The sequence below is a fragment of the Chitinophaga sp. Hz27 genome (assembly GCF_042263525.1).
Classification (GTDB): Bacteria; Bacteroidota; Bacteroidia; order Chitinophagales; family Chitinophagaceae; genus Chitinophaga.
In genome coordinates this window covers 38964-62037 of the sequence record NZ_JBHKFJ010000006.1, presented here as the reverse complement: position 1 = coordinate 62037, position 23074 = coordinate 38964, and the positions used below count along the sequence as shown (strand labels likewise).

General features: G+C 39.4%; 29 protein-coding genes. 3 read left to right on the top strand and 26 right to left on the bottom strand.

Annotated features, from left to right (window positions below):
- Nucleotides 1-2: 2 nt before the first annotated feature.
- From ACE38W_RS15020 to ACE38W_RS14960, 13 genes are all read right to left on the bottom strand, one after another.
- Nucleotides 3-587, bottom strand: a complete 585-nt coding sequence (locus ACE38W_RS15020; protein WP_375832059.1) for a hypothetical protein — start codon at nucleotides 585-587, stop codon at nucleotides 3-5.
- Nucleotides 587-895, bottom strand: a complete 309-nt coding sequence (locus ACE38W_RS15015) for a hypothetical protein (protein ID WP_375832058.1) — start codon at nucleotides 893-895, stop codon at nucleotides 587-589. The genes ACE38W_RS15020 and ACE38W_RS15015 overlap by 1 nt, the downstream gene beginning before the upstream one ends.
- A complete protein-coding gene (locus ACE38W_RS15010; protein WP_375832057.1) occupies nucleotides 879-1454 on the bottom strand; it encodes a hypothetical protein in 576 nt (191 codons plus the stop codon). The genes ACE38W_RS15015 and ACE38W_RS15010 overlap by 17 nt, the downstream gene beginning before the upstream one ends.
- Complete coding sequence (locus ACE38W_RS15005; RefSeq protein ID WP_375832056.1) at nucleotides 1451-2665, bottom strand: hypothetical protein; 1215 nt, start codon at nucleotides 2663-2665, stop codon at nucleotides 1451-1453. The genes ACE38W_RS15010 and ACE38W_RS15005 overlap by 4 nt, the downstream gene beginning before the upstream one ends.
- Nucleotides 2658-3242: a DUF6046 domain-containing protein gene (locus ACE38W_RS15000; RefSeq protein WP_375832055.1), complete on the bottom strand. Its 585-nt coding sequence runs from the start codon at nucleotides 3240-3242 to the stop codon at nucleotides 2658-2660. Before ACE38W_RS15000 ends, ACE38W_RS15005 begins: the two co-directional genes overlap by 8 nt.
- Nucleotides 3242-4900 carry a tape measure protein gene (locus tag ACE38W_RS14995; RefSeq protein ID WP_375832054.1) on the bottom strand — a complete coding sequence of 553 codons (1659 nt, stop codon included), beginning with the start codon at nucleotides 4898-4900 and terminating at the stop codon, nucleotides 3242-3244. The genes ACE38W_RS15000 and ACE38W_RS14995 overlap by 1 nt, the downstream gene beginning before the upstream one ends.
- A 167-nt stretch (nucleotides 4901-5067) precedes the next feature.
- Nucleotides 5068-5424: a hypothetical protein gene (locus ACE38W_RS14990; RefSeq protein ID WP_375832053.1), complete on the bottom strand. Its 357-nt coding sequence runs from the start codon at nucleotides 5422-5424 to the stop codon at nucleotides 5068-5070.
- Nucleotides 5421-5846, bottom strand: coding sequence for a hypothetical protein (locus ACE38W_RS14985; RefSeq protein ID WP_375832052.1), 426 nt, complete (start codon nucleotides 5844-5846; stop codon nucleotides 5421-5423). The genes ACE38W_RS14990 and ACE38W_RS14985 overlap by 4 nt, the downstream gene beginning before the upstream one ends.
- Nucleotides 5847-5848: 2 nt before the next feature.
- Complete coding sequence (locus tag ACE38W_RS14980) at nucleotides 5849-7372, bottom strand: DUF2586 family protein (RefSeq protein WP_375832051.1); 1524 nt, start codon at nucleotides 7370-7372, stop codon at nucleotides 5849-5851.
- Between the two features lie 2 nt (nucleotides 7373-7374).
- The gene (locus tag ACE38W_RS14975; RefSeq protein WP_375832050.1) at nucleotides 7375-7635 is read right to left on the bottom strand and encodes a hypothetical protein; all 261 of its coding nucleotides are present in this window, start codon (nucleotides 7633-7635) and stop codon (nucleotides 7375-7377) included.
- Nucleotides 7636-7645: 10 nt separating this feature from the next.
- Complete coding sequence (locus ACE38W_RS14970) at nucleotides 7646-8074, bottom strand: hypothetical protein (protein WP_375832049.1); 429 nt, start codon at nucleotides 8072-8074, stop codon at nucleotides 7646-7648.
- Between the two features lie 36 nt (nucleotides 8075-8110).
- Nucleotides 8111-9124: a hypothetical protein gene (locus tag ACE38W_RS14965; RefSeq protein WP_375832048.1), complete on the bottom strand. Its 1014-nt coding sequence runs from the start codon at nucleotides 9122-9124 to the stop codon at nucleotides 8111-8113.
- A 31-nt stretch (nucleotides 9125-9155) separates the two neighbouring features.
- A complete protein-coding gene (locus tag ACE38W_RS14960; protein ID WP_375832047.1) occupies nucleotides 9156-10382 on the bottom strand; it encodes an ATP-dependent Clp protease proteolytic subunit in 1227 nt (408 codons plus the stop codon).
- Between the two features lie 96 nt (nucleotides 10383-10478).
- Between ACE38W_RS14960 and ACE38W_RS14955 the strand changes: the two genes are divergently transcribed.
- On the top strand, nucleotides 10479-10871 hold the full coding sequence (locus ACE38W_RS14955) for a hypothetical protein (RefSeq protein ID WP_375832046.1): 393 nt from the start codon (nucleotides 10479-10481) through the stop codon (nucleotides 10869-10871).
- 55 nt (nucleotides 10872-10926) lie between these two features.
- Here ACE38W_RS14955 and ACE38W_RS14950 read toward each other — a convergent pair whose 3' ends face one another.
- From ACE38W_RS14950 to ACE38W_RS14890, 13 genes are all read right to left on the bottom strand, one after another.
- Complete coding sequence (locus ACE38W_RS14950) at nucleotides 10927-11142, bottom strand: hypothetical protein (protein ID WP_375832045.1); 216 nt, start codon at nucleotides 11140-11142, stop codon at nucleotides 10927-10929.
- A gap of 10 nt (nucleotides 11143-11152) precedes the next feature.
- Nucleotides 11153-12088, bottom strand: a complete 936-nt coding sequence (locus ACE38W_RS14945) for a hypothetical protein (protein WP_375832044.1) — start codon at nucleotides 12086-12088, stop codon at nucleotides 11153-11155.
- Nucleotides 12089-12090: 2 nt separating this feature from the next.
- Nucleotides 12091-12762, bottom strand: coding sequence for a hypothetical protein (locus ACE38W_RS14940; RefSeq protein WP_375832043.1), 672 nt, complete (start codon nucleotides 12760-12762; stop codon nucleotides 12091-12093).
- Nucleotides 12762-13607 (bottom strand): hypothetical protein, encoded by an 846-nt coding sequence (locus ACE38W_RS14935; RefSeq protein ID WP_375832042.1) that lies wholly within the window; start codon nucleotides 13605-13607, stop codon nucleotides 12762-12764. Before ACE38W_RS14935 ends, ACE38W_RS14940 begins: the two co-directional genes overlap by 1 nt.
- A complete protein-coding gene (locus ACE38W_RS14930) occupies nucleotides 13607-14194 on the bottom strand; it encodes a hypothetical protein (RefSeq protein ID WP_375832041.1) in 588 nt (195 codons plus the stop codon). The genes ACE38W_RS14935 and ACE38W_RS14930 overlap by 1 nt, the downstream gene beginning before the upstream one ends.
- A complete protein-coding gene (locus ACE38W_RS14925) occupies nucleotides 14194-14652 on the bottom strand; it encodes a phage virion morphogenesis protein (protein WP_375832040.1) in 459 nt (152 codons plus the stop codon). The genes ACE38W_RS14930 and ACE38W_RS14925 overlap by 1 nt, the downstream gene beginning before the upstream one ends.
- A 1-nt stretch (nucleotide 14653) precedes the next feature.
- Nucleotides 14654-15385, bottom strand: coding sequence for a hypothetical protein (locus tag ACE38W_RS14920; protein WP_375832039.1), 732 nt, complete (start codon nucleotides 15383-15385; stop codon nucleotides 14654-14656).
- Entirely contained in the window at nucleotides 15382-16788 is a 1407-nt protein-coding gene (locus ACE38W_RS14915; protein ID WP_375832038.1) for a DUF935 family protein, read from the bottom strand. The genes ACE38W_RS14920 and ACE38W_RS14915 overlap by 4 nt, the downstream gene beginning before the upstream one ends.
- 204 nt (nucleotides 16789-16992) lie before the next feature.
- Nucleotides 16993-17868 (bottom strand): phage protein Gp36 family protein, encoded by an 876-nt coding sequence (locus tag ACE38W_RS14910; RefSeq protein WP_375832037.1) that lies wholly within the window; start codon nucleotides 17866-17868, stop codon nucleotides 16993-16995.
- 3 nt (nucleotides 17869-17871) lie between these two features.
- Nucleotides 17872-19305, bottom strand: a complete 1434-nt coding sequence (locus ACE38W_RS14905; RefSeq protein WP_375832036.1) for a PBSX family phage terminase large subunit — start codon at nucleotides 19303-19305, stop codon at nucleotides 17872-17874.
- Nucleotides 19302-19781 (bottom strand): terminase small subunit, encoded by a 480-nt coding sequence (locus ACE38W_RS14900; RefSeq protein ID WP_375832035.1) that lies wholly within the window; start codon nucleotides 19779-19781, stop codon nucleotides 19302-19304. Before ACE38W_RS14900 ends, ACE38W_RS14905 begins: the two co-directional genes overlap by 4 nt.
- Before the next feature lie 192 nt (nucleotides 19782-19973).
- Complete coding sequence (locus ACE38W_RS14895) at nucleotides 19974-20396, bottom strand: hypothetical protein (protein ID WP_375832034.1); 423 nt, start codon at nucleotides 20394-20396, stop codon at nucleotides 19974-19976.
- A gap of 12 nt (nucleotides 20397-20408) precedes the next feature.
- Nucleotides 20409-21221, bottom strand: a complete 813-nt coding sequence (locus ACE38W_RS14890; protein WP_375832033.1) for an energy transducer TonB — start codon at nucleotides 21219-21221, stop codon at nucleotides 20409-20411.
- Nucleotides 21222-21508: 287 nt separating this feature from the next.
- On the opposite strand from ACE38W_RS14890, the gene ACE38W_RS14885 reads away from it, so the two are divergent.
- A complete protein-coding gene (locus ACE38W_RS14885; RefSeq protein ID WP_375832032.1) occupies nucleotides 21509-22393 on the top strand; it encodes a DNA-processing protein DprA in 885 nt (294 codons plus the stop codon).
- Nucleotides 22390-23061 (top strand): hypothetical protein, encoded by a 672-nt coding sequence (locus ACE38W_RS14880; RefSeq protein WP_375832031.1) that lies wholly within the window; start codon nucleotides 22390-22392, stop codon nucleotides 23059-23061. The genes ACE38W_RS14885 and ACE38W_RS14880 overlap by 4 nt, the downstream gene beginning before the upstream one ends.
- Nucleotides 23062-23074 lie beyond the last annotated feature (13 nt).

The window sequence follows — 23074 nt, the reverse complement described above, 5'->3', positions numbered from 1 at the left end:
TGTTACACTGTTATCATTGATTGGTATAGAACAAATAGCGTTTGATTTTTAAACATCCCCTTGGGAATGCTTATCTGTGATGTGTTTGGATTCCACGTAAATTCAGTTGATTTAAGAGGCTTTGTTTCTAACTCTACCTGCAAAATGGTTTTATTAGTAAGTGGGTGTCCTTCATTATCTGTTAATGTGATTAACGTTTCGCCATTAATAGCTGTTGTATAGAAGGTGCTTTCTGTTTTCTGATACATATTATTCACTGGATTAACTGGCACATATGGATATGAAGGGCTCTGATTATGATTCGTATTTCCATTCGGATTCTGTTCAATCTCTGATTGCAGATTTCCATTGTTGCTAATATTGGTCGCAAAAAAAACTCCCGATAATGTAGTTTGCTTGAAAACATTTGTATCAACCACCAACGAATCATCATATAAAAACGTTTGTCCTGATACAGGGACCATATTTATATCCTCATATCCGCTGTCTATAATCAACTTCAATAAATAATCCAGTGTTCCGTAACAATTAAGGCATACATCAAGTATGCTCTGTCCCGATACCGCTATGAAAATTTTAATCGCCATTATTGAATTAAAGCATTTGGATTTATAATCAACCTCCCGTCATCTCCATAGCTTATAGTTGGACTATCAACACGATAACCATCAGAAGACAACTGAAGCTTTATTGCCCTGGCAATACTTTGCTCCTGACCGGATGAATTTAAATAACTAGAAATACCTACCCCATCAACTGGATTCTCTTTCCACCATCCTGGAAATCCATTTATTGTATCCATAATGTGCTGTTCATCAGACTCTCCAATAACAAAATCACCATCACGAATAACAATATCATTTTTCATTAAGTAAATGTCATAGTTGACTGCCATGTACTATTTCTGTGTTTTCTATATCTGTTTGTGTTGTAGGTGTCAATGTTCCAGAAATTGGCGTAGATGTAACTGCACTACTACCACTCCCAGTTTGCACACCAGTATGAATATGATTATTAAACAAGGATATCATGTCATTAATTTTCGTCTCAATTAAATTAAGCCTATTGGTAAGTTCTATAACCTTTACTAACCCGGCAAAAGAGCCGTCATTTAAAGTAATTTTACCATCTCTTATTTCCACCGAAGCTCCTCCAACAATCATTTCTATTTTACTCAAGGAGCTAAACATTACGACGACGGGTGATTGATATTTAGAAGCAAGCACCATAACGGAGCTTCCTATAGCCGGTACAATCAATACACCATCATTAACTTCAGCCATTAACTGCACATCTATTAGTGGTACAGTAGTTTGTCCATTTATAGGGGTACAAACACAAGTATTTTCCTCTTCATTAACAGAATCAACCGAACATAGAATAAGTTCAATACTATCTTGAAGGTCTACACCTGCTAATTGACGTACAGCTCTAGTGATTTGACCATCACTCATATTACATTGCCTTTTGCATCAAGTTTTGCAATTTGGTAATCCAAGTTTATCTCCTGTCGCATACCCCCGGCTCCAATCTTATACTCTACAGATTTTACCTTGTATCTACCATTCCTCTCTGAAAGGATGCTATCTATTATATCCACATTATCTCCTTGTCTAACATACGGAATCCCGAACGTTGTGAATTTCCCTTTAAAACCAGTATAGTAGTACTTCTGTAATTCTTTTTTACCGAGATCCATAAGCTTTGCGGAACTCGATACATTCCAGAAATACAATGTTCTTCTTTCCCCAGCAGTATTGGGAGCAAATTCTGCTTTCGCTCCAGGCGGCTTAACCTTTCCGACTAGCTGACCATTTTGTTGTGTTATCAGGACTTCCAATCTTTCATGCCGTTTTCTTTTCTTGCCTTTTTTCGTTAAACTATTGACTTCAATTTTATTTATGCTGTAGACAATGGCAGATAACTGAACATCGTCTCTTCGCTGATATTCCAAATCATCTGAAATTATATTCTGTTGAAAAATGAATATTTTTTTACCACTCGCAATTGCATCAGACTCCAAATAAACTTGAGCACCACTTCTTAATTCATTGCCGCGGAAATAGCTTTCAAAGTGATAATCCTTTTGGAGCCTTGCAAGCACCTCGCAGACAGTTTCATTATTCGTTCTGAACGGACCAAAGGTTGTTTCTGTTAGAGCATTTACTGTAAATTCAGTACCAGTTAAAAGATCTTTTAGAATATTCTCCAAGGTGGTATTAGCAGAATACACCTTGTTCGACGCGACTATCTGCTTTAGCTTCCACATATTGTCTTCGCACTCAAGAACAAATGGTTTTTTGCTGGTCACTTGAGAAATGTATCCAGTAAATAGTACCGAGGTCTGTAGTACTTCATTCCCCGTGCTATCTATATACTTGTAACCTCCCTGCACAGACACTTTATCCCCTCGAAGGAATAGAGGAGTATTGGAAGAGAATCCACCAATATTTACATTTGATCCATATATTGACACTGGCCTTCCAGCTTCATTTCTTACATAAACATTCTTTGGAAGAGTAATTTTGGCCTTGTTGGTTAAGTCTTCCCATGAGTCTGAACTTTCAAATTCTGATACAAAAGGGAATACGATTGTTACCCTGCGATTGGGAAAATCAGCAGTTGGTTGCTGATTAAAGGTGATATTTACAATTAACCTAAACATTTTTAATAAGCAGTTCAACAGGACTGTCCTCTATAGCATTTACAGAAAAAAGCTGTTGAGAATATCCACCTGGCTCTTGTGTGAATGAATATTCAGTAATTACCACATTATATATCTCCAAATTCTGTAGATATGCACATGTTACCGGCTTAGCAACAGGGGCCGCTAACATCCGGTCTAATGCATGAACTTCTGACTGAGGATACCTTCCATTGCCGCCAGGTAATATCCCATTAATAGTAATTGTGGCGTCCCCTTGGCCAATGTACTCTTTAACTGTCCCCTTACCTCCAGGTATCTGGGTCGAAACAATATTCAATGGCTTCGATACAGTAATAAGCACAGTTGTTAATGTAATAGAAGGGACTACTAAAATTTGTCCTGCTTCATTTGTATATCTAACGCTTTCAAATGTTATATCAGTCAATACTGGAGTTCCTAAAGCAGACTTATAAAGTTCCTTATCAGCTGGCAGTGATGAGTTAATCTTTCCAGCATATGGATTGGTATGTATAATTTGTACATTTTGCATATTATACGCTTCCAAGACACGCCCTACAAACTGATTTGTTGCCATTATTTACCTGCTATAATTTGCGAATCATTTACTGCACTTAGTAATGCCTGCGTTACAAGTTCTTTAACTTTTTGTGCGCTCTCTGTTATATTTGTGGTCTTTATTGAAAAATCTTTAATCAGATTATCAATTTTAATATTTATTGTATAAACTTTCTTTCCAGAAACCTTTGTTGATTTATCTTTAGACTCAGTCTCAGACAAACCAGGAATGGAGGCACTCGGATTGCTTATTGCTGGCGAAACCGGCGCAGCTATCCCAGCTCCTTGCTTGGAATTATTAAAATCAGCTATACCGGCTTGATAACCTTCTCGGGCCGCCGTAGCTAATCGCTTTCCAGAATCATATATTGCATCTATTGCCTTTTTGGCACCATTTCTTATCTCATCGACATTAAAATGCAGGAGGCCATCTATCTGCATGCCTATACCCTTAAAAATATCAGATACAATACGACCAAACTCTTTAAAAATAAATACCATTCCCCATACCGCTCCCCTGAACCACCCTACTCTGTTATATAACGTTACCAATAGCGCCGCTAACGCAGTTAATGCAGTTAATATAAACCCGATAGGATTAGCACGAAATGCATTATTCAGCATTACCTGGGCACCTGCCATAAATTTTGTAAAGCTGGAAGCTTTAAGCATTCCATCTCCAAGTAGAGTAATAGATGCATATTGCAACCCTTGCCAAAAAACATTCAATCTTGTAAGTGCATATATTCCGAACATAATCCCTTTATATGCTATCCACCCTCCGGCTGCAACTATTAATACTCTAGCTATATCCGAAAGCAATTCTTTGTTTTTCATACCCCATTCCCATAATGACTTTAAGTTCCCCACCAAATCTATCAACCCTTGCATGATTGAAATATATAGAGGTCTTAAACTCTCACCCATTTCAATTTGCAGTTTCATGAATGCGGTTTGAGTGTCATTCATTTTCGCGATTAGTGAATCGCCCGCATTGGCCAAACCAGATCCAAAATGTTCCCTAAGCCTTTTAGAAAATCGCTGCAAAAAATCTCCAGCCTTAATATCACCTTCTTCCATAGCCTGATGAAATTTTGCGGTATTCATATGCATGGATTCCGCCGCTAGCTTCATAGATCCTGGAAGCGCCATAGCCAACATTCTCATTTGGCGAGTCTGAAGCGTACCTAGTTCCCCAACCTCCTTAAGAGCATAAACCGTCCTACTGAATTGGTCAGCAGTAAGATGCATAACGGCAGATCCTTCGGAAATACCCTCGAATACATCCCTAAGCTTTTGACCCTCAATGCCAGTGCCGTACATGCCCCCCTGCAATTCGCTGAATTGCTCAGTGGCCTCTTTCATTGGGAGATGGAGCCTTGTTACGGCATCATTGAGGTATTTTACATTAGCTTCTGCATCTGCAGCATCGAGGGATGCATATTTAATTACATTGTTATATCCTTCAAATTCAGCGGTAACATTTAAGAGTTCTTTCCCAAAATGAACTATTTCATGGACACCAAAGGCTAACCCTATTGCTGATCCCACAGTATGAATCGTGGTTTGCAGGTTGCCCATTGTCGCTTCTACGCCCTTAGCTGACGAGTCAATACTTTTTAACTGATTTGTGATCAGGTCTTTTAAAGAAAGTGTGTATTGTACAAACTCATTCATCTAGTCCTCTTTCAATTGGTCAAGCTGTTTTAAAACAAATCGCAGCTGACCCCAGGCCACTGCGAGTTCTTCATCTGTCATTCCATTTGTGTCTTCATGCAAATAGTAACGTATATAGGCACTTATCCTAAGGAAGTAATCGCTATTATTTTCTATCCTATGCTCCTCTATTTTTTTTTGAGAACATTTACCGAAAACTTGAGCAGATTTTGTACTTCCATTACAGCCCCCATGTAATACGTATCGTTTTCAGGTAGATCACTGTAAATTCGTGCATCACTGGCTTCTTTAATAACACACAAGTTCATAAGATCCTCGGCTGCAGATGCGATTCCTGCTTGTGCTTTATCAAGTATCTTAATTTTAACGTCGCGCTTAGGCTCTTTGAAGTAGCCAATCACTTGGTCATCTTCGGAATCACCAGTGAAAACAAAAGGTGTTACCTTTGCTTCCACTTTGATTGTTAGTTCATCAGCTCTCTGTTGAATTTCCTCTTCGGTCATTACTTTTATTGTTTTTTTCATTGCAGGTGGTCTATTTTCCCAATAATAAGTGGGATTGTGATTGAAAGTTTTGTATCACCTTGTGAGGCATCAAAGCCTTCTTCGTTAAACTCTACAGCCCTTAAAATATCTTTACTGGCCGTAAGAGGATTGTTACCAAATAATACAGGAATGTCAAACATTGGTATTTGGAAAGGATCCTTGTTGGGCGATGCCAGTATAATTCGGCGCCACTCCTCCTGATAAACTTCTAAACTCCCCTCATACTCGATATTACCATACCCACGGGCAACTGGCTCCATTCCAAATCCATAGTTATTGGTCTTATTCTGTTTCCTTTTGTATGAAATCTTTGTAATCCCAACTACTGGCACACCAAACAACACTAGTTTAGTGTCGGCCCATGAATAGGAGATGCCATTAATTAAAGCAGTAGTTGCCATGATTAATTTATTGATACGTTAAAGCCTATGTTGACGATAATATTCCTAGCCGTGCCGATTGGAACTAAACTTATAGTAATCACAACCTGACCTGTCTGCAGTACATTTTGCTGTGGGTTAATTACCACATCCTGCGCACTTAGTTCTCCATCGCGAACCATTTGGTTGAGATTCGTTTCCGCTAAGGTCTCCAGGTAAGATGTGTAAGTATCTGTAAGTGTTCCATCAGAGTTTAAAACAATTGGACCATTCAATGCTGGTACAAGGGATTGGTAAACCCCACGTGTAGCTTTTTGAATCGTTCTATTGTCAGCTATATAGGCATAGTCTGATGTGACAGATATAGCCGTGCTATTCTCATTGAAATATGATCCAGCTATGCCAACAAATTTTCGCAAGAAGATATACCGCTTGTCTTGCAAGGTTGATAGTAAATTATCAGAGATGGAAGCATCACTAAATAGTTTACCATTAGCAAAGGCAAGAGTGTCACACTCAGTTCCATTGCTAATATTGAATTTTTGTACCCAAGCTATACTTTCACTTACCTTAGCGAGTGATATGGCACCTAGTGTTGCTCCCAAGGTGGTTATGCTTTTCCCATATGCATAGAAAAGCTGTGCTCCAAGAGCAGCACCATCCTGGCTAATTATAGCACTTGAAAGATTCGCAGAAAGTGTAGATAAGTCTGTTAAGATTGAGATATCTGTAGTACCAGACAAATCAGCAGCATAAAGACCAATTATCTCTTTATGGGTATTTGCAAGAGTATTACAAACACCATGAATAGCGATTAAATCGGCGGTGCTGAAAGCAGCACCGTCTTTATATATGCCAACCTGCCTGATTTCGCCGTTTGCGTAGTTTTGCAATGTGGCGATTTCTGAAAAAGTATAGGATCCTGGTATAGCGAAAAATCCAACATACAAGTTTCCCTGTGGTTGGATACGGAAATATTCAGAAATATGATAGTGCCACACTGCTTGAGCAGAGCCAACACCGCCTGTAAACTGTGTTAGAGTACCAGCAATAGTACCAACGATAGTGATCGTTATAGGAGTGCCTGTGTTTAAGGCAACACCTAGGCCTTTTCTAGCCTTGATTGTGACTGTGGCTGTATTAGCAGTAGCAGTATACCCATGCATCAAGGTTCCTGAATTGATTATTCCAGCAATAGCACTGGCCACATCTCCTACTGCTGCTTCTGATGCTGATTTAGTATAAACACCGAGATTGACTACTATCCCGAAAGGCTCAGTGACAGAAATATTCAATGTATTACCGTTAGCACCAACCGCTGTCACCAAATATGAGGCGGTTGCTTGTGTCTCATCATTATAATTACCAAGAATACCAGCTGCTTCAGCATCAGAAACGCTAAAGAACTGCTTGATACGGTTAGTATTCGAGAATCCGGATGGAAGATTCGAGGTGTAGAAAATTATACCGGATATATGGTCTTGGCCTGGTAAGGGCCGCCCAAGTCCACCTTGCCCTAAAACGAAACGAACGTTATTTAACGCCATTTTTATTTTGTTTTTTTTCGGTTATCAGGTCTCACCTTACTATCCGGCTCATTGCCTAAGATTTCAGATAAGGCATTTTCGTCTGACGCGGTATCTGATTTACTATCCGGCTCATTGCCTAAGATTTCAGATTCCTCCAGGTCAGATACTAACACCTTCCTAAATCCATTACATGGCCCTGTTACAAAATCACCTGACGCATTCAGGAAGAGATGAGGCACAGATGGATTATTAAGTATAAAGTGTCTTAACTGCTCTGTCATGAATTAGATTTTATTGTACTACCCTGGACGATTCCACCCATTTGGCGCCATCAAATTTGAAACGAATGATGGCCCGGCCACCGGCGGTAAGGGTCGCCGTACCTGCACTAATAAAATTGGAACCAATAAATTTCACTTTGGTGCCTGACGCTCCTGAGGCGATCACTGTGATATCGTCATCGGCATACGAACTACCAACACTGGTTATTTGAATACCAAGGCTGTCAGTTAGAGAGACACGGTAGGTAGAGCTATATGCAGCGGGAATTACTTTTGCAGTATCAGCTGCAGTTGCGTCCGTGAAAGACTTATATGCATAAGTCAAAAGACGGCCAGTATTGTCACTGTTGGGCGTAATGCCAAACCGTGGCGCAGTTGATTGAGCAAAAGCGCCTACGGAAATAATAGTTATGGCAATGAGAATAAATATTTTTTTCACGTCACTGTGTTTTAATAATTAGATAGTTATCGATGCTCATGGTTGGAAGTCTGAGATTGTCAAAGTGGTATACAGAAAAACCTCTTCAGAGAAACCATATTCAACATCGTATTTCATGAGCCCTTTGATGAAGAACAATTCAGAGTTATTCTGCAGGCGCATCAACTGCAACTGATTGTCTTCCGTGCTGTTCATGCCTACATATAGGTTAGAATCAGTATCCGGGAGTCCTTCTGCAAGAACAACTGTATTGTCAGGCATACCAGCCAATGGAACGACCTCATATCCCTTGTAAAGGTTAATCCCGCGTTCAGTGGTATTTACACCTTTGAATGTTTGAGAAGTAGTCAGGAAGTCATGGTAGATTTGCTCAGTATTGATCGAAACAAAGAATTTCAACCGCTGATACCTGGTGTTTTTTGCTAGAAGCGCCTTTTTGTATTGCGCTGCTAAGGATAACTGTGCGTTAAAGGCATCAGCAATATTTACATTTCCCGAACCAGTTGGCGCAGCTGTAAGTGGTCCAGGATTTGCCACCTTTCGCACTGCGGCGTCCAGTATCATTTTTTTGATAAATCCATCAAAATACTGAACTTGAAATCTAGGATCCTCTTCGTCGACATTATCAGCATAGTCGACAGAACCTATCCATAAGCCATTTTCCAACTGCTCCATACTACGATTTAGGGCCATTTGAAGCATGTAATGTTCTGCTGTTACTGGAAGTTCGCGAGCTAAGAGAGTTGGGCTCTGTCGCTCAGCCAGCCAGTGTGCTTCAAAGTCCCTAGGATTAAACTCATTATAGAGCATTACATCCTTTGGTTCAAGATCTCGGCCATCGATGGTAAACACACCCTTACTAATTGGCGTTGCTTGTCGTGGCTGAAGGGGACGAGAGAAGTCTACTCGGCCAATTGTATGTTTTTTCTTAATTCCATCCTTAACATAAACTGCTCCCTTTTCGACAGTGCTCATATTATAGGTTGCCGGTATCCAGAAATAGCTGGCAAAGTCACCGGCATATGAAGTATCATTAATAACTAAAGACATCTTTAGGATATTTTTCTGTTAGAGTATATTGTTATAATCTGCGGCCCTCCTGTTTCAGCCGGGTCTTCAGTTTTGCTGCATAGCCAGCTGCGGTAGTTTTTAATTCGCCAGCGGCCAATGTATTTTCCACCTGTAGAGTTACAGCCGTTTTGTTAAGAGGAAGTGTTTCCAGGAGCTCTTTTGTGCCATCCATATCTGAGATAGCTCTATCAGTCCACTTGGCCACAATAGATTCATCGTTTTTGATTCTACCACAGGCAACAAAACTTTGCACCATCGCAGCAGCAGCAGCAGACTTAGCCGAATCCTCTGCATCTTCTTTTTCCTTTTTGAGGATAGTTAACTCGTCTTTCAGTTTTTTCAAATCTTCTGCTCCTTTAGTTAGCTTATCTTCCAGATCTGCTATCTTGGCCTCTTTTTCCTCCACTGTTTTTTTGCTGGCATTCTCGATGTCAGTAACTTTTTTGTTCAATGACACCACTGTGGCTTCAGCATTATATGCTTTGTCCTGGATGCCTTTAATGGCGTTCACGATTGCATCTTCAGGAACACCTTCAACCAGGCCAAGTGCCAGGGTTGTTTTGAGCATACTCATATTTGTAGATTTTATGTTTCTATTGAGAATTGGTTGTAGTTGTGGTTTTGATATCTGCTGGTTAATCACAGCATTGGCCTCTTTCCACATTGCCTTTTGGTCATTTGTTACTGTGGCAAGGCGCTTGCGATTGTAATCCGAACTCTGTTCTACGGCATCACACAGTTTAAGATCGTAGGCCTCAGAAGCATCCATGAAGGTTTCTCTATTCAGCATTTTCTCACATGCATCCTCATTCATGGCACTGCGCTCACAAATCATTTTAACCATAGACCTCCGCATCTGTTCCAGTACTTCGTTCTTGGCTTCTGGGTCATTTGAATCAAATGGATTGTGATACATTAGAATGCCATAATCGGCCATGTACCTAGTTCGGCCAGCCTGAAAGATTACAGCAGCCATACTCATTGCTACACCGACACAATAAGTGTCAACTTTGGTTTTGCTTTTTAGAATTGCATTATAAATGGAGTAGCCTTCAAATACGCTACCACCAGGAGAATTAATCCAAACTTGAATACGTTTTTTGCCCATTGAATCAAGCTGCAGAAGTTCAGCTTGAAATTGATCGCCCATGATGCCATACCCTAGGTCAGCATCATATCCAATATGGCGATTGAGGAGCATTATTGGCTCATCAGATTCAATGTTCACTGTGTACATGATACTAAGGTATCATGATGATATTTTTTGAGGGTTCGTGTAGCACACAATTCGTATACTGCATCACTACTGCATCTAACAAAACACCACCCTACAATGAGCATTCAAACACTCAAGAACTATATCGAAAAATCCACCATTTCTTGGATTACTGGAAACGCAGAGCGAGAGCGGTTTATGGAGCAATTCAAAGTAAGAATGAAGGTTGCTGGTGTAAATGGATCATTGACAGATCGCCTTATTGATGTGGTGTCTAAACTGGCATCATACTATAGTGTAAGTAGCATCGATTTTACTACCACTATACTAGATGAATGCTTGCTAGTTTCCTTGAAGGGTCAAGGTGATATGGAGTGCCTATTACGATTCGTCTACCATAATTTTAAAATTAATCCTTTAGGCAAGACAATCTTCGAAATAGTTGGGTCTATGGAGGAATATTATAGCGCTATTTCACAACCAGCTCAAATTCCTGATAAGATTTGTTAAAATGGGCCAAATGCATGTTAGGGAACGTACTTTAATAGATTAAGAGTGGAATCTATTAATAACTATTCTTTGATTCGGCAACCTTGCGAATACGTTCAATCTCACTTGCCGGCATACTATCAAAAAAGTGCTTCATAATCTCATTGTTTGCTTCGCCAGGTTTTAAATCATTGGCTGCTTTGTAGGCATTAAATAGCATAAAGTATTTTATAGGAGGATAAGAGCATACCCTCCTTTCATGTGTAATTGATTTCACTGTTCCTTTCGACATAGTTCTAGTTTTAAGATATCCTTTGTGCATAGGCCGAAGCAATGTAAGGTGGCATGTTATTGTGAGCTGCGCCGCCACCTATGGGGGCTAATGTGGCAATCTCACTCTCGTATCCATCAGAAACATTATTCAGACCTAAGCCAGAATGTGCATTTGTCTTACGGGTAACGATATGCAAATCAGCGTCAGAATTACTTGCTTTAGGAGTGAATATAGGCAGTTCTGAAATTGACAATGTATGAGTCTTTTCACCTCCACGGCTTACATATGGGATTGAGAACTCGGGTTGTCCAGGATCAAATTGCACAGGCATACACCCACTCATATCAATTGTACCATTTTTACCATTGCAGAGCTGCCAGCCAATGGTATATGGGTGTATACCTGAACCAGAGCTGATATCCCAATACTTACTAATAGGATCTCCTGTCGGCCACTTCCACATTACAATTTGCCCAATGGCACCTTGGATTCTTCTGTTTACGTCAATCCAATTATTATAATCCGCTATACCTCCTCCACTCAGGCCTGGCTGTATCACACATTTTCTAATCTCATGTACATTTCGCTGGATACCATCTGTGAACTGTACAGGATCAGCGGTAGGGTCACTGAAATATGTCAAGCCGGTGGTGGTTGACGCGCTAGGAACAATACTAATGGCTGCATTATTAGGCGACACAATTGTAAAATTGGTTGCATCTACTAAATATACTTCCCCATTATAAAACACAGATCCAGCCGAGATATTATAATTAATACCTGTTCCAATATTTTGGCATCCCGTCAAAATATAGACCTTTGTTGAATCATATCCACTGCCAGCGATTGAAGATCCAAGCGCTGCTACAGCTTCCTGATAGGCTGACTGTAGATGAGTAATTGTACCAGCCTTTACAGGCATTCCTACTGAATCTGAAACCGAACTAATGTTAATTTTTTTCATGTTTAATATGTTTGCACTGTATAAATTATTCCTGCTACTAAATACTGATCTGCAAAATTTCTAATTATTCGCTCTGCATTCATTGGGTCAGTATCAATAGAATGAAAAACAGCCACCGGGACATATATGATAAGATTTGAGAATGGAGAGAAAACATACTGATTTATAATAAATTCGTTACTATAGGAGGAATAAGTGATAGATGAAATCCGTTCAGTACCACCTACGACAAATACATTTAAGGGCTTTACTTTATTTTCGGTATATATATCAGAAATGCCAGGTGGTTGGCGAAACATCGATCCGAAGTATTTATTGATTGCATATTCAAATACAAGCTTATTCCCATTATACAGTATTCGTTCAAAGACTCCCACAAAATTTTGCTGAACAACCATCCATCCTGATTGATCCGTTGGTACTAGTGTATTATTGTCGGTTAATGATTCATAAACAGTTTGCTTAAATAACACGCGGTCATACTTATAATATACAACCCCAGATATCCAGGACACAGCATTACTGCCAGTACGATAGCTACTGAAACTCAAATCGGCCAACCATTGCAAAGGCTTGAATAAGGCCAATAACCAATGTATGAAAATAGGGTACCTTTTATCTGGTGGGGTAGCCTCTATTGCCTTCTGGCCTGTATCAATATTATAAATACTCATTATTCTGGAATAAAAGATATTGTATCAGATAATGTACTACCAGAGGTCGTTTCCCCAACAATATAACCGCTGACTGTTGGCCAATAACGCGACACAACCTGATTATTGATTACAAGATAGGTCCCGGCTCCAAATGCCGTATTATACGATCTAGCGGATACATTCTGTAAAAGAACATCTGTAACACCGGCCACTCCTCTAATTGCCAATTCTAGGTTAGATATCCTCATTTGGCCATTAAATGGAAGCCCTGAAAGAAAGTTATTTATTGCTTGAAGGACATTGTCTTTTATTACATCACTATACTGCCCATTATAGTATACCTGTCCTTTTAAAAACAGGTAATCCGATTCATTACTAACAACAATATAAGAAATGCCATCAGCGCCTATTGTGTTTACATAAGTTTGAAGTGCACTTTTTTGGCTATTGGAAAGCGCAAAAGGAGGCTCGCCTTGTGCCACTTTTATAATTACATTATTAGCAATATCTGTAGATACACTGCATCTTGAAATAATTCTCAATGTCTCATCCAGTACTGGATATTTTGGCGCAAAATCAATTAATTGTACAATCTGAGGATTATCCGCTGAGTACTGAAATTCAAACATCTTTTGTTGTAACCAAGGCGCAGATGCTGGTGCGGATTTAGAAATCATAGTCTCCACATCTCCTTTGAACACATCCATTATTTGCTCCAATGTGCCTATGGCAGTAGCTTGGATAAAGGTCCATAGTCTATAAATAGCTCTTTTGCTGGTTGATGTTAATAAAGGGCTGAGCACAGGGTCTGCTGCTACCTGATCTAACATCTGTTGTTGTATTTGAGTTACCTGTCGTGCCATTATTTTTGTGGGATATATGGTTTATATTCTGGGTGCGGAAAATTTGCATTAGCCTCAACGCCAACGATGGCGTCTACTATCTGTGAATTAATAACAATGGATGTTGGTGGATCTTTGGTGATAAACTTGCCACTATTAGGATCAAGAGGGGACCCGGTAGAGTCAATGAAATTTGAATAAAAATCAACTGTGTAGTGATAGATATTATTATGGTCAAAATCCTGCCCTTCTGAAAATAAGGTTAATGCTCCACAAGTATTTGGTGCAAATAGGGTTAGACTTTTAACAATAGAATCTCTAAGATCAAAGACTACTAAGTCTTGCTCAAAGGTTCCATTTTGAGCATCATAGTATTCATGAACAAGATGAATCCTAAATACCAGATCAGCAGAGGCAAAACCCATTAACAAAGCATCAAACTGAGCGCCTGGTATAACTTCTAAAAATGCTGCTGGTTTTGGAAAATCATAATTCCCTCCATCCTCCAAATATTCAAGTTGACTATTCCATATTCGGATAAATTGAAGACTGTCAATCTCCTTCAATCTATTTAGAATGTCTACTATCGGTGCTTTTATCCCAGCCATTATTTAAAACTATTTAGTACAAATTGATCGATTGTCCTCTTATTCAATGCACCAATCTCCTTGTTCCAGCCCATGAATTGACGCTTTGGCATCTTCCGGCCATTTACCATTCTCAAACCTTCATTATGAATTGCAGCATATGGTAGGTCGACGCCAAATTTTATTTCCTTTGTGGTTACCTGCTTGATACTTGTGCTCACCTTTCGTCTCAATATCCCATTCTTTACCAGGATTGGCTTTCTTCTACGTGAAAGATCTTTTCTCTTAGGATATTTATATTCATAAGTCCCCTTGATTCTTCTTTTCACCTCTTGCCATGGCTTATTTCCCCACGCTTGACGCTTGAATGATTCAACAAAATAATTTTTGTTTGCCACAGCTAACACACGAATCAACTTCATTTCATTCTGTCGAAAATTTGCCAGCACAACATCAAATCCAAATTTTTGCTTTGCCATACTATTTTATTGGTAAGTCGAAATTCCTTTTAGCAAAAGCCCTATCCTTCTTTTGGATTTCAGTAAAGTATGGATGTGATGCAGGGAATATTGTATTGGTTATACCAACATTCTGCTTAAAATATTCATTCACCTTGCTTTCAGCTCCTTCCATTACCTTTCTAATAGTACCGCTACTGGTTAGTTTTGCATAACCATCTTCCTGAATTAATATACAGAAACACCCAAAATGATTAAGTGGGGCATATTTGTTCCATATAGCTGCCCCTACTGGGGCTGTAATGCCTTCAAATCTGCTACATATGTCACACGCCTGGCCGATTGTTGAATATCTTAGGTTTGGGAAAATGTCAATATCTCTTTCAGCCTGTTTCCAAAACTTTGCTTGTATTGCAGATGCTTTAACGGTTGTATCTTCTGCTACTAGCCAACTTTCATGCTTTTCATAAACTGGAAGTGCTTTTTCTACAAACTCATTATATGTTTTAGACTTTTTAACCAGTACTTGTAATTCCCTGGTCAATTGATAGGTTTTAGCTCCAGAAAATGCCTGTATGTTGATATCAAGATCACCATAAAAACCAGATAACCCTTTTTTTGATCCAAATCCAGCTTTTAATGCGCCTCGAAGATTCCTATTTACTGAATTATAATACTTCACTGGGAGATTACGTGAGGTATATATACCCTTGTATACTCCTTTGAACATTTCATTAACTGCTCTTGGGTTCATTTGGAATATAGGTTTTTCAGTGAGTTCTGTATTCTATCAATACTTTTCACTACATCTTCATCCATTGCTTCCTCCTCTTCACTTTCTTCAGAATCGCTCCCTGATTCAAGAGGCAATTTGGTAGGATCCATCGATGCCTGAACAGGGATACCAGTTCTATCTGTAAAGTACTCCCAATCTGGACTTCCTCCTGCTTGGCTAATAGTTTGATAGATTTTTGCAGTAGCCTGATTGCTTTCGTCTTCCCGGCGCCTAAATGCCTCTCTCTCTTCATCATTTTTGAACTCGAAATGAAGCGTTTCTGGTATACGAAAGCCTAGCCTGCGCATACGTGGTAATAATTGTTTATTTACCAATGATTCCAAGAAACGCCCATCTTTAGTCTGCTTAGATAGTAAGGCAATTGTAACAGGATTGTCTTCTTTTTTGCCACCAGCACCTAGTTTACCAGGTGTGCTGCTCATAGCGTCTTCATGTCCAAGTATCAGCTTAGTTACTGTTTTAACACACCTTTGCTCTAGGTTATCATAAGACTCCCACCCAGTACCACCTAATTTGGTTTCTAAAAACTCTATGTCGTCCATAGGGTCAATGATTGCATAACCCGCTGATCCCATACTTTGTAATGCTAGTTCTAGTTCAGCACGTTCAGACTCTTCTGTTTTTGAGGACTTACCAACCCGATATGGCATCGCGTATAATTCAACAAAATCAGCATTATACCCAAGAGTATTGCGGAGCAGTATTTCATAAAGACCAATTTTATAAAATAGGCCATAACCACAATTATTTACTCCGGTTTCACTCTTAGTCTTGATCCATATATGCCAATCACTATAAGGCTCTTCTGTAAAATTGGCTCCATCTAGAGAATATACCAACTGTGTTACTTGTAGGCGATCTGGCGAAACATTCCATCGGCGCACAAGAGATAAATCAGGGAAGGCATCATACTTAATATCGCCTAAAGAAATCAATGAATAACCAAAGAATATTGCATCAAGCGAGTATCCAAGGAAGTCGATAAACCAGTCCTGTTCTCGGAAGTACTGCGTGAATATTTCACTTTCCACACCTTTCTTGTCACATACTTTGTAGTCACGTAATAAAGATAAATCAGTACGACGCTCAATAAGTGACCCAACATGCCCATTTAGAATTGTGTCAATATAAAGTCGCTGCATCCTTACACGGTGGGGGTACCATGCTAGTTCAGCTTCGGTTATGGCTTCACGCCACATCTGCACATCGTGACGTAGGCGCTGTAACTGTACAGGCGCAATTGTATTGCCTAAGTTCCTGATAGCACCTTTGTTTTGGGGATCAGCAATAATAGCCGGTCGAGATGGTTGTCCGGTCAACCCATATTGTACCGCATTACGTATATTACCAAGAAAGCTCATCTACTTTGATTTGACGGATTAATAAATCGCCCCATAAGGTATAGTCCTACAATAGCATTCACTATAAGACCAGCAGCAACTCCGAACATCCCACTCTTCTCAATTGCTAAGTACCAGGTCAATAAATCAAGCATAACTATGCCTATTACTAGCATCATTATTAGGAGAAAGGAAATGATTTCTATTACCTGTTCTTTATTCATATCAGTAAATATTATTGTTTTTAACAACCCCACCATATCTAATCCGCCCACCTTGACGTGGCTGCTTCGAAGGCATTGCCGCCGTCACCTCTCCATTCTTCGCATTCTTTAACCAAGCAACAGCATCATCATACCGTTTTACTCGCAAGTCTGGTATGTTTCGTGGTGATATGCGACTATGCACATGATACAATGCGATATCAATCATATACAATACCAACTGCTGATCTCTATTATCACCAAGGGTCCATTTGTTATTAGTAGGTAAGGTGCCGGCAGGAATTGTATATGGTGTAGGCTGGCCCCAGTAAATTACCCCAGTGGCTGGGTCGTCTGGGAAAATATTTGGTAGTGGTGCATTTTGATAGAACCCAACCTGCAACAATCCTTCATGCGATGCATTTACCGTAGCCTTCTGGCAGGTATAAGTATTCCCTGTCCAGTATACTACATCTCCTACCTTGTAAGTATTGTATACATTAAATAATGGATTAGGCATAGTGCCATGGTAGATGGCGAATTGTTGCCCCAATGACACCCACTTGGATGGATCGAACGAACCAGTAGTGCTTTCAGTACATATATATCCAGAAGATTGATAGGTAACACAGTCATTGACAGCATAAATATTATTGCCATCATAGGACTGATAATCAACTGTGACGCGCTGAGCAGCCGAGTAGATTACTATAGGCGACCATGGTAAAAGGTCTGTTATTTCTGCTGTCAGGTTATATTTTTGAATGAGATAGCTAGTACATTCACTTTGCGCAGCTTGGATAGAACTATTCAAAATAGATTGATCTGAACCAATGATTTGATTCAGGTTTTCCAACTGTATTTGCTTCTTAAAATCTGCCTGAACTATATATGACATGACTCAATAATTATTCTTACTTGTGTTTTTGCCTGTGGTCACCTTAACTTTCTTATCACCTCGCTGGTAGGAGCTGAACTCGTCAGCGAAAGCATAGCAAATGAAGTAGTCGTTCGCATCTGAAGTATGCCCATATTTCTCATATGGCCGTCCTGTCTGCGTGTCCTTCTCCTTGGTCTTTGCCTTTGTTCCATCACTATCCTCTTTCAGGAACATGTAATCTGTAATTGTCTTTTTACATTCAGCACCAATTACCAGATTCAATCCATTGTAGCCAGTGGCAAAAACCGTGTTAATAAAGTTTCCTCGCATTACCACCGAAGGTGCAGACTTGGCCACTCTAAGTGCAGGCTTGAATTGCTTCAACTCTTTTAGAATGATAGTGTAGTCATTCTGTCCTTTTTCTGACCGGGTGTCTTCTTTCATGCCGTTAGGGTCACCATAAATGAACATTCCGGCCGTGTGGCCAGGGAACATTCGGATGATTTCCCGGCAAACTGATTCTGTCCTATTGTTAGGTGTTGGCAAGCAAATCTCAGCGATTTGCAGAGCCTCTTTACCGATGATCTGCCAGATGCACGCCGTCATATATGGCACGACATTAAAGTCAAATGTAATATGCAAAGCCAGCGCCGCTGTGTATTTTGTTGGTCCGGTATTTTTGTCTCTTGAAAAGAGCTTATAGAAATTCCCTCCAGTTTCCTTGATTGTCCACAAGCCCTTAGCATACACGCCGTACTTGTAAGGGTTTGTATGTTTGTAGGATTCGATCTGCGCCTTTACCTGGTCAGGCAACCAGCGGTTGTCTGTGTAAGTACTGTGGTGAACCCTTACTGAGTACTCTACAAGTCGCCCTTCCACAGTTACCGCCATGGTTGACCGGTAGCTAGTTTCCTGTTTGCCTTCAAAGAACCTTTTCCAGAACCAGTTATCAGTAAAATCTCCCTCAACCTCTGGATTGATTGTGAATACTTCCTGTAACACATCCGCTTTAATGCTCCTTATTGTTAGAGATATAGTGGCAAAGTCCTCTTCATTCGGGATATCTTCTTCATACCACACACATGTTGGATCTTTTATGGATTTCAATGATGCGGGGTCGTCGCCTCCTCTGGCGATGAATTTGTTCCCATTAATGCAGATTATCTGCAGTGGACTTGTTCTAAATGTAAAGAGCTCCTGTAACCCCAGAGAGATAATAGTCTGCTTGATATTCTCATAACTACTCTCCTGAATAGTGTTATACTTCTTTCGGTATAGTATGCACTTAAAGTACTTATGAGTTAAACATCTAAATACTAAAAGCTTAGCAACAAAATCAGATTTAGATGAACCTCTACTCCCATACAATATGAGAAACCGATCTAGGCAACCTACTAGGCAAACGAATGCCAGGTTAATTATTCTAATCCATCTGGGCCATCTTACGTTTATCATTCATCATCAGTATTTTCATCTTCCCCTTCTACCGTAACTGTGATTACCTTTTGATCTATCTCTTTTTTGTCTACAAGTCCTAAGTCCCTAGATATCAGATTCGCATTAAAGATACCAACTGCTGCCCCTTCGAATTTTTGATTATAGATTATATCCTCAATACGTCTAATGATGTCCAAAAAATCGTCTGTTGCTCTTTTCTTAAATTCAATCCATCCACTTCGCGAAATACCAGCAAACACACAGAAGGCACGCTCAGAAAATGGACGCGGGATCTTCCTTGTCACTTTCTTAGCCATCCCTCCTGCATAATCTTCTTTCAGAATTGGATTTTCTATACAGTATTGGAAATACTCTGTGGCTGTAGATATTAATATTTCTTTATCCTGATAAATCAAAAGAGGATCACGTCCATGTGATTGGCGCAGGCTCCATAACTGATTACCCTTTAAAAATTGTCCTCTTTTACCTGTCACAAGGAAATACTTTCAGGATGAAAGAATATAGAGAAAGTGGGTTATATACACTTTCATTGTTCACTTAATCAAAGGTAATGATATTTTTGAATTTTCAAAATATTTTGAAAATATAGTAATTTACATATTTATGATAAATACTGAAAATATATCGTATTAAAAAACCCACCTAAGTGGGCTACTTCGTTAATGTTAATACGTATTCATCAGTTCCAACTCACTATTATTAGGATCCCTTGATAAAAGCTCCTTCATATTTGTACCATCTATATTCATTGAATATACTTTGCTCGCTCCATTTGCACCTGTCACTACTCCTGTAAAAATAATAGTTTTCCCATCTGGTGTAACACGCCCCTGGTCAAAAGTAACACCATTTGGTAATATGAGAGGAGAGATTGATGATTGAGGCTGACCTGCATAGTCTACAATTAGAAGTTGTTGTTTGGTGCTTGACCCCTTCAAATTTTCCAATATCAAAAATTTGTTTTGTGGTATATAACCAGAAGGATTTGTAGTTTGTGCTTTGCTTTCTTTACTACATGACATCTGAGTTAACATAATTGCGACATTAAAGGCAAGGAGCATCGCAGTACCTAAAATAAGTTTTTTCATGATCAGGATTATTTAAAACTTTATTGGAATTGTGTATTCTACATTGACAGGCTTACCCTTATCCTTTCCTGGTAGCCATTTGGGCATTTCACTCACAATCTTCAGGGCTTGTCTTGTGGCATTCTCGTCATTATTAAACCCTTTTAATCTAATATTACGAATAATACCACTGGTATCCACAAGAAAATTTACAAATATAGTTTGATGTGTTGGTCTTGTTTCTAAAGAATTTATTCGGCCCTGAATATATTTATCCAATGCTAATGGCCCTCCTATATATTCTGGCATTAGCTCTGCATAAGTATAAATAATCATTCGCTTATTAGTGAAATCGGTGCTAGAGTTCAAAAGAGAGGCATCTAATCCAGTATTTACTGGAGGTTTATCCTTTGCGTCTACCATCTGCTGTACAATAAATTTACTTGACGGGAGAGCCATTGAACCATTTAGCGCATCAGCCTGAACAGCAAGAGCTTCTCCAAACCTACTAAAGGTAATAAGTACTGTTTTTTTCTTTCCATAGACAATTTGTATATGATAATCTCCTTCCAGATTTGTACCACTCTCAGAATTTATGAATGTGGATTCAACAAACCCTTCATCATTATTTGAATTAGTTAAGGAGGTTATTCTAAAAGCCCGTGTGCCATATTCTGAAGCAGTAAAGCCAAACCAGGAATCATCCCAGCAAATAGTAATTGGTTTATTTACTCTCTTCTCTTCTGATTTTTTTATTTTAAGATAACTTGTAGCTATAATACAGCGCATTTGAGCGAATGCACCTCCTGACATCAATACTGCCACAATCAGAGCAATAAATTTCATGAATTTAGTATTAGGGTGTTGGGTATTATAACTATATAGTTTGGTGAAGGTAGTTCTGTCTGGTTAGTCTCATTTGTTCACTGTTTGAGCAAAGATACTAATTTCAGTAAATTCTGAATTTATTATCATTTGTTCACGCAGATTCAATGCGTACAGTAGTTATATTATTGTAGTTGGGAACTATTTTCCCACTAAATTGTCATATATTCATGATGTATTCCTACTTAACACTCAATATATCCTTAATATATTAGTTTCGCATCACGAACACGATAAGCTAAGTTCCAATGATAGACATGCACCCAAGCCCATTCAAGAGAAAAGTGATCTCTCCTTATGAAGAGTTGTTAGCGTATGAGGCGTTGTGGAATGGAGAAAAGGCCACTGTTAAAACTATAGCAGAACTTTTCCTTCACTCCTCAGACCGCATGCCCTCCGAGCTTGCCCCTAAAGAAAAGATTGACGAAGCTGAAGTTTATATAAGGCAAATACTCAATACAGATATAGGATATGAATTTAACTTCCTTTTAAGAGGCAGTTTTGAGTATCCAGATGACCTATTGTCTGCCCGATATCCAGCGCAGGCGCTTTATTACTCGGGAGATCTCAGCCTTTTGGAAACCAGAAAGATTGCAGTTGTGGGAAGTAGAAAGCCATCATCAGATGGCGTTAAACGCGCTGAGAAAATCACAAGACTTCTGGTAAATGACGGGTTTACCATTGTGTCTGGCCTGGCGGAAGGCATTGATACCGTAGCCCATACCACAGCTATTAAGAACGCTGGACAAACAATAGGAGTAATTGGAACGCCAATTGAAACATTTTATCCCAAAAGCAATGTAGAGTTGCAAAAATTTATTGCACAACACCACCTGTTGGTCAGTCAGGTGCCTATAATGCATTATCACAATATGCATTATTTGGGACAGAAAATATTCTTCCCTGAACGAAATAAAACCATGTCTGCTTTATCTGAAGCCACAGTTATTGTAGAGGCAAGTGACACATCCGGCACTCTTATTCAAGCAAAAGCAGCAATGGAACAGGGACGAAAGCTATTCATTTTGGATAGCTGCTTTCTTAATCCCGGTATTTCATGGCCCTCAAAATATGAAGGCAGAGAGAATGTTTTCAGAGTAAAAGAGTATTCAGACCTGATCAATAACCTATGACTGGCCTAGAGAGTAGACTTCAATACATTGATAAACTGACCATTGGAGATCATTCCTATTTGCGGGATGAGGATATATGCTGCTACCTTGGAGATTATTACCCTGACAAAAATTACAGTCGCACCACTTATAATCAAACTCTTCATAACTTTAAAAAGTTTGAAAGCAGAAAAGGCCTTGCGGACTATAAGTACAAGATTCAGGCGATAACCACTCTTACAGAAGTGGTTCGTAATAAAATAGTTCCCAACTTTCGCCCTGGGCTCGTTACCTTGGTGCCTACCCCATCCAGTAAGTGCAAAGCTGATCCTGAATATGATGATAGACTAATGAAAATATTGGCCTCAGGGTTATCGGGAGGTGAAATAAACCTAAAGGAGATACTCTATATCGATCAGAACATGAAAACATCGCATCTTGCTAAGAATGGAGAGAGAATGAAACCGACAGAGATTCAGGAATGTTTAAGAATAAACGAGAACGAGTGCCAAGATGTTAGAGATTATATTGTTATCTTCGATGACATACTGACCACAGGCGCGCATTTTAAGGCTTGCCAGGCCACTCTTCAGCAAAGGTTTCCTGGCAAGCAAATCATCGGGTTATTTTTAGGAAGAACTAATAGAAATTTCATTATTGGTGACGCTATTAGAAACATGTTTGGTTAGCATCCCGCCACAG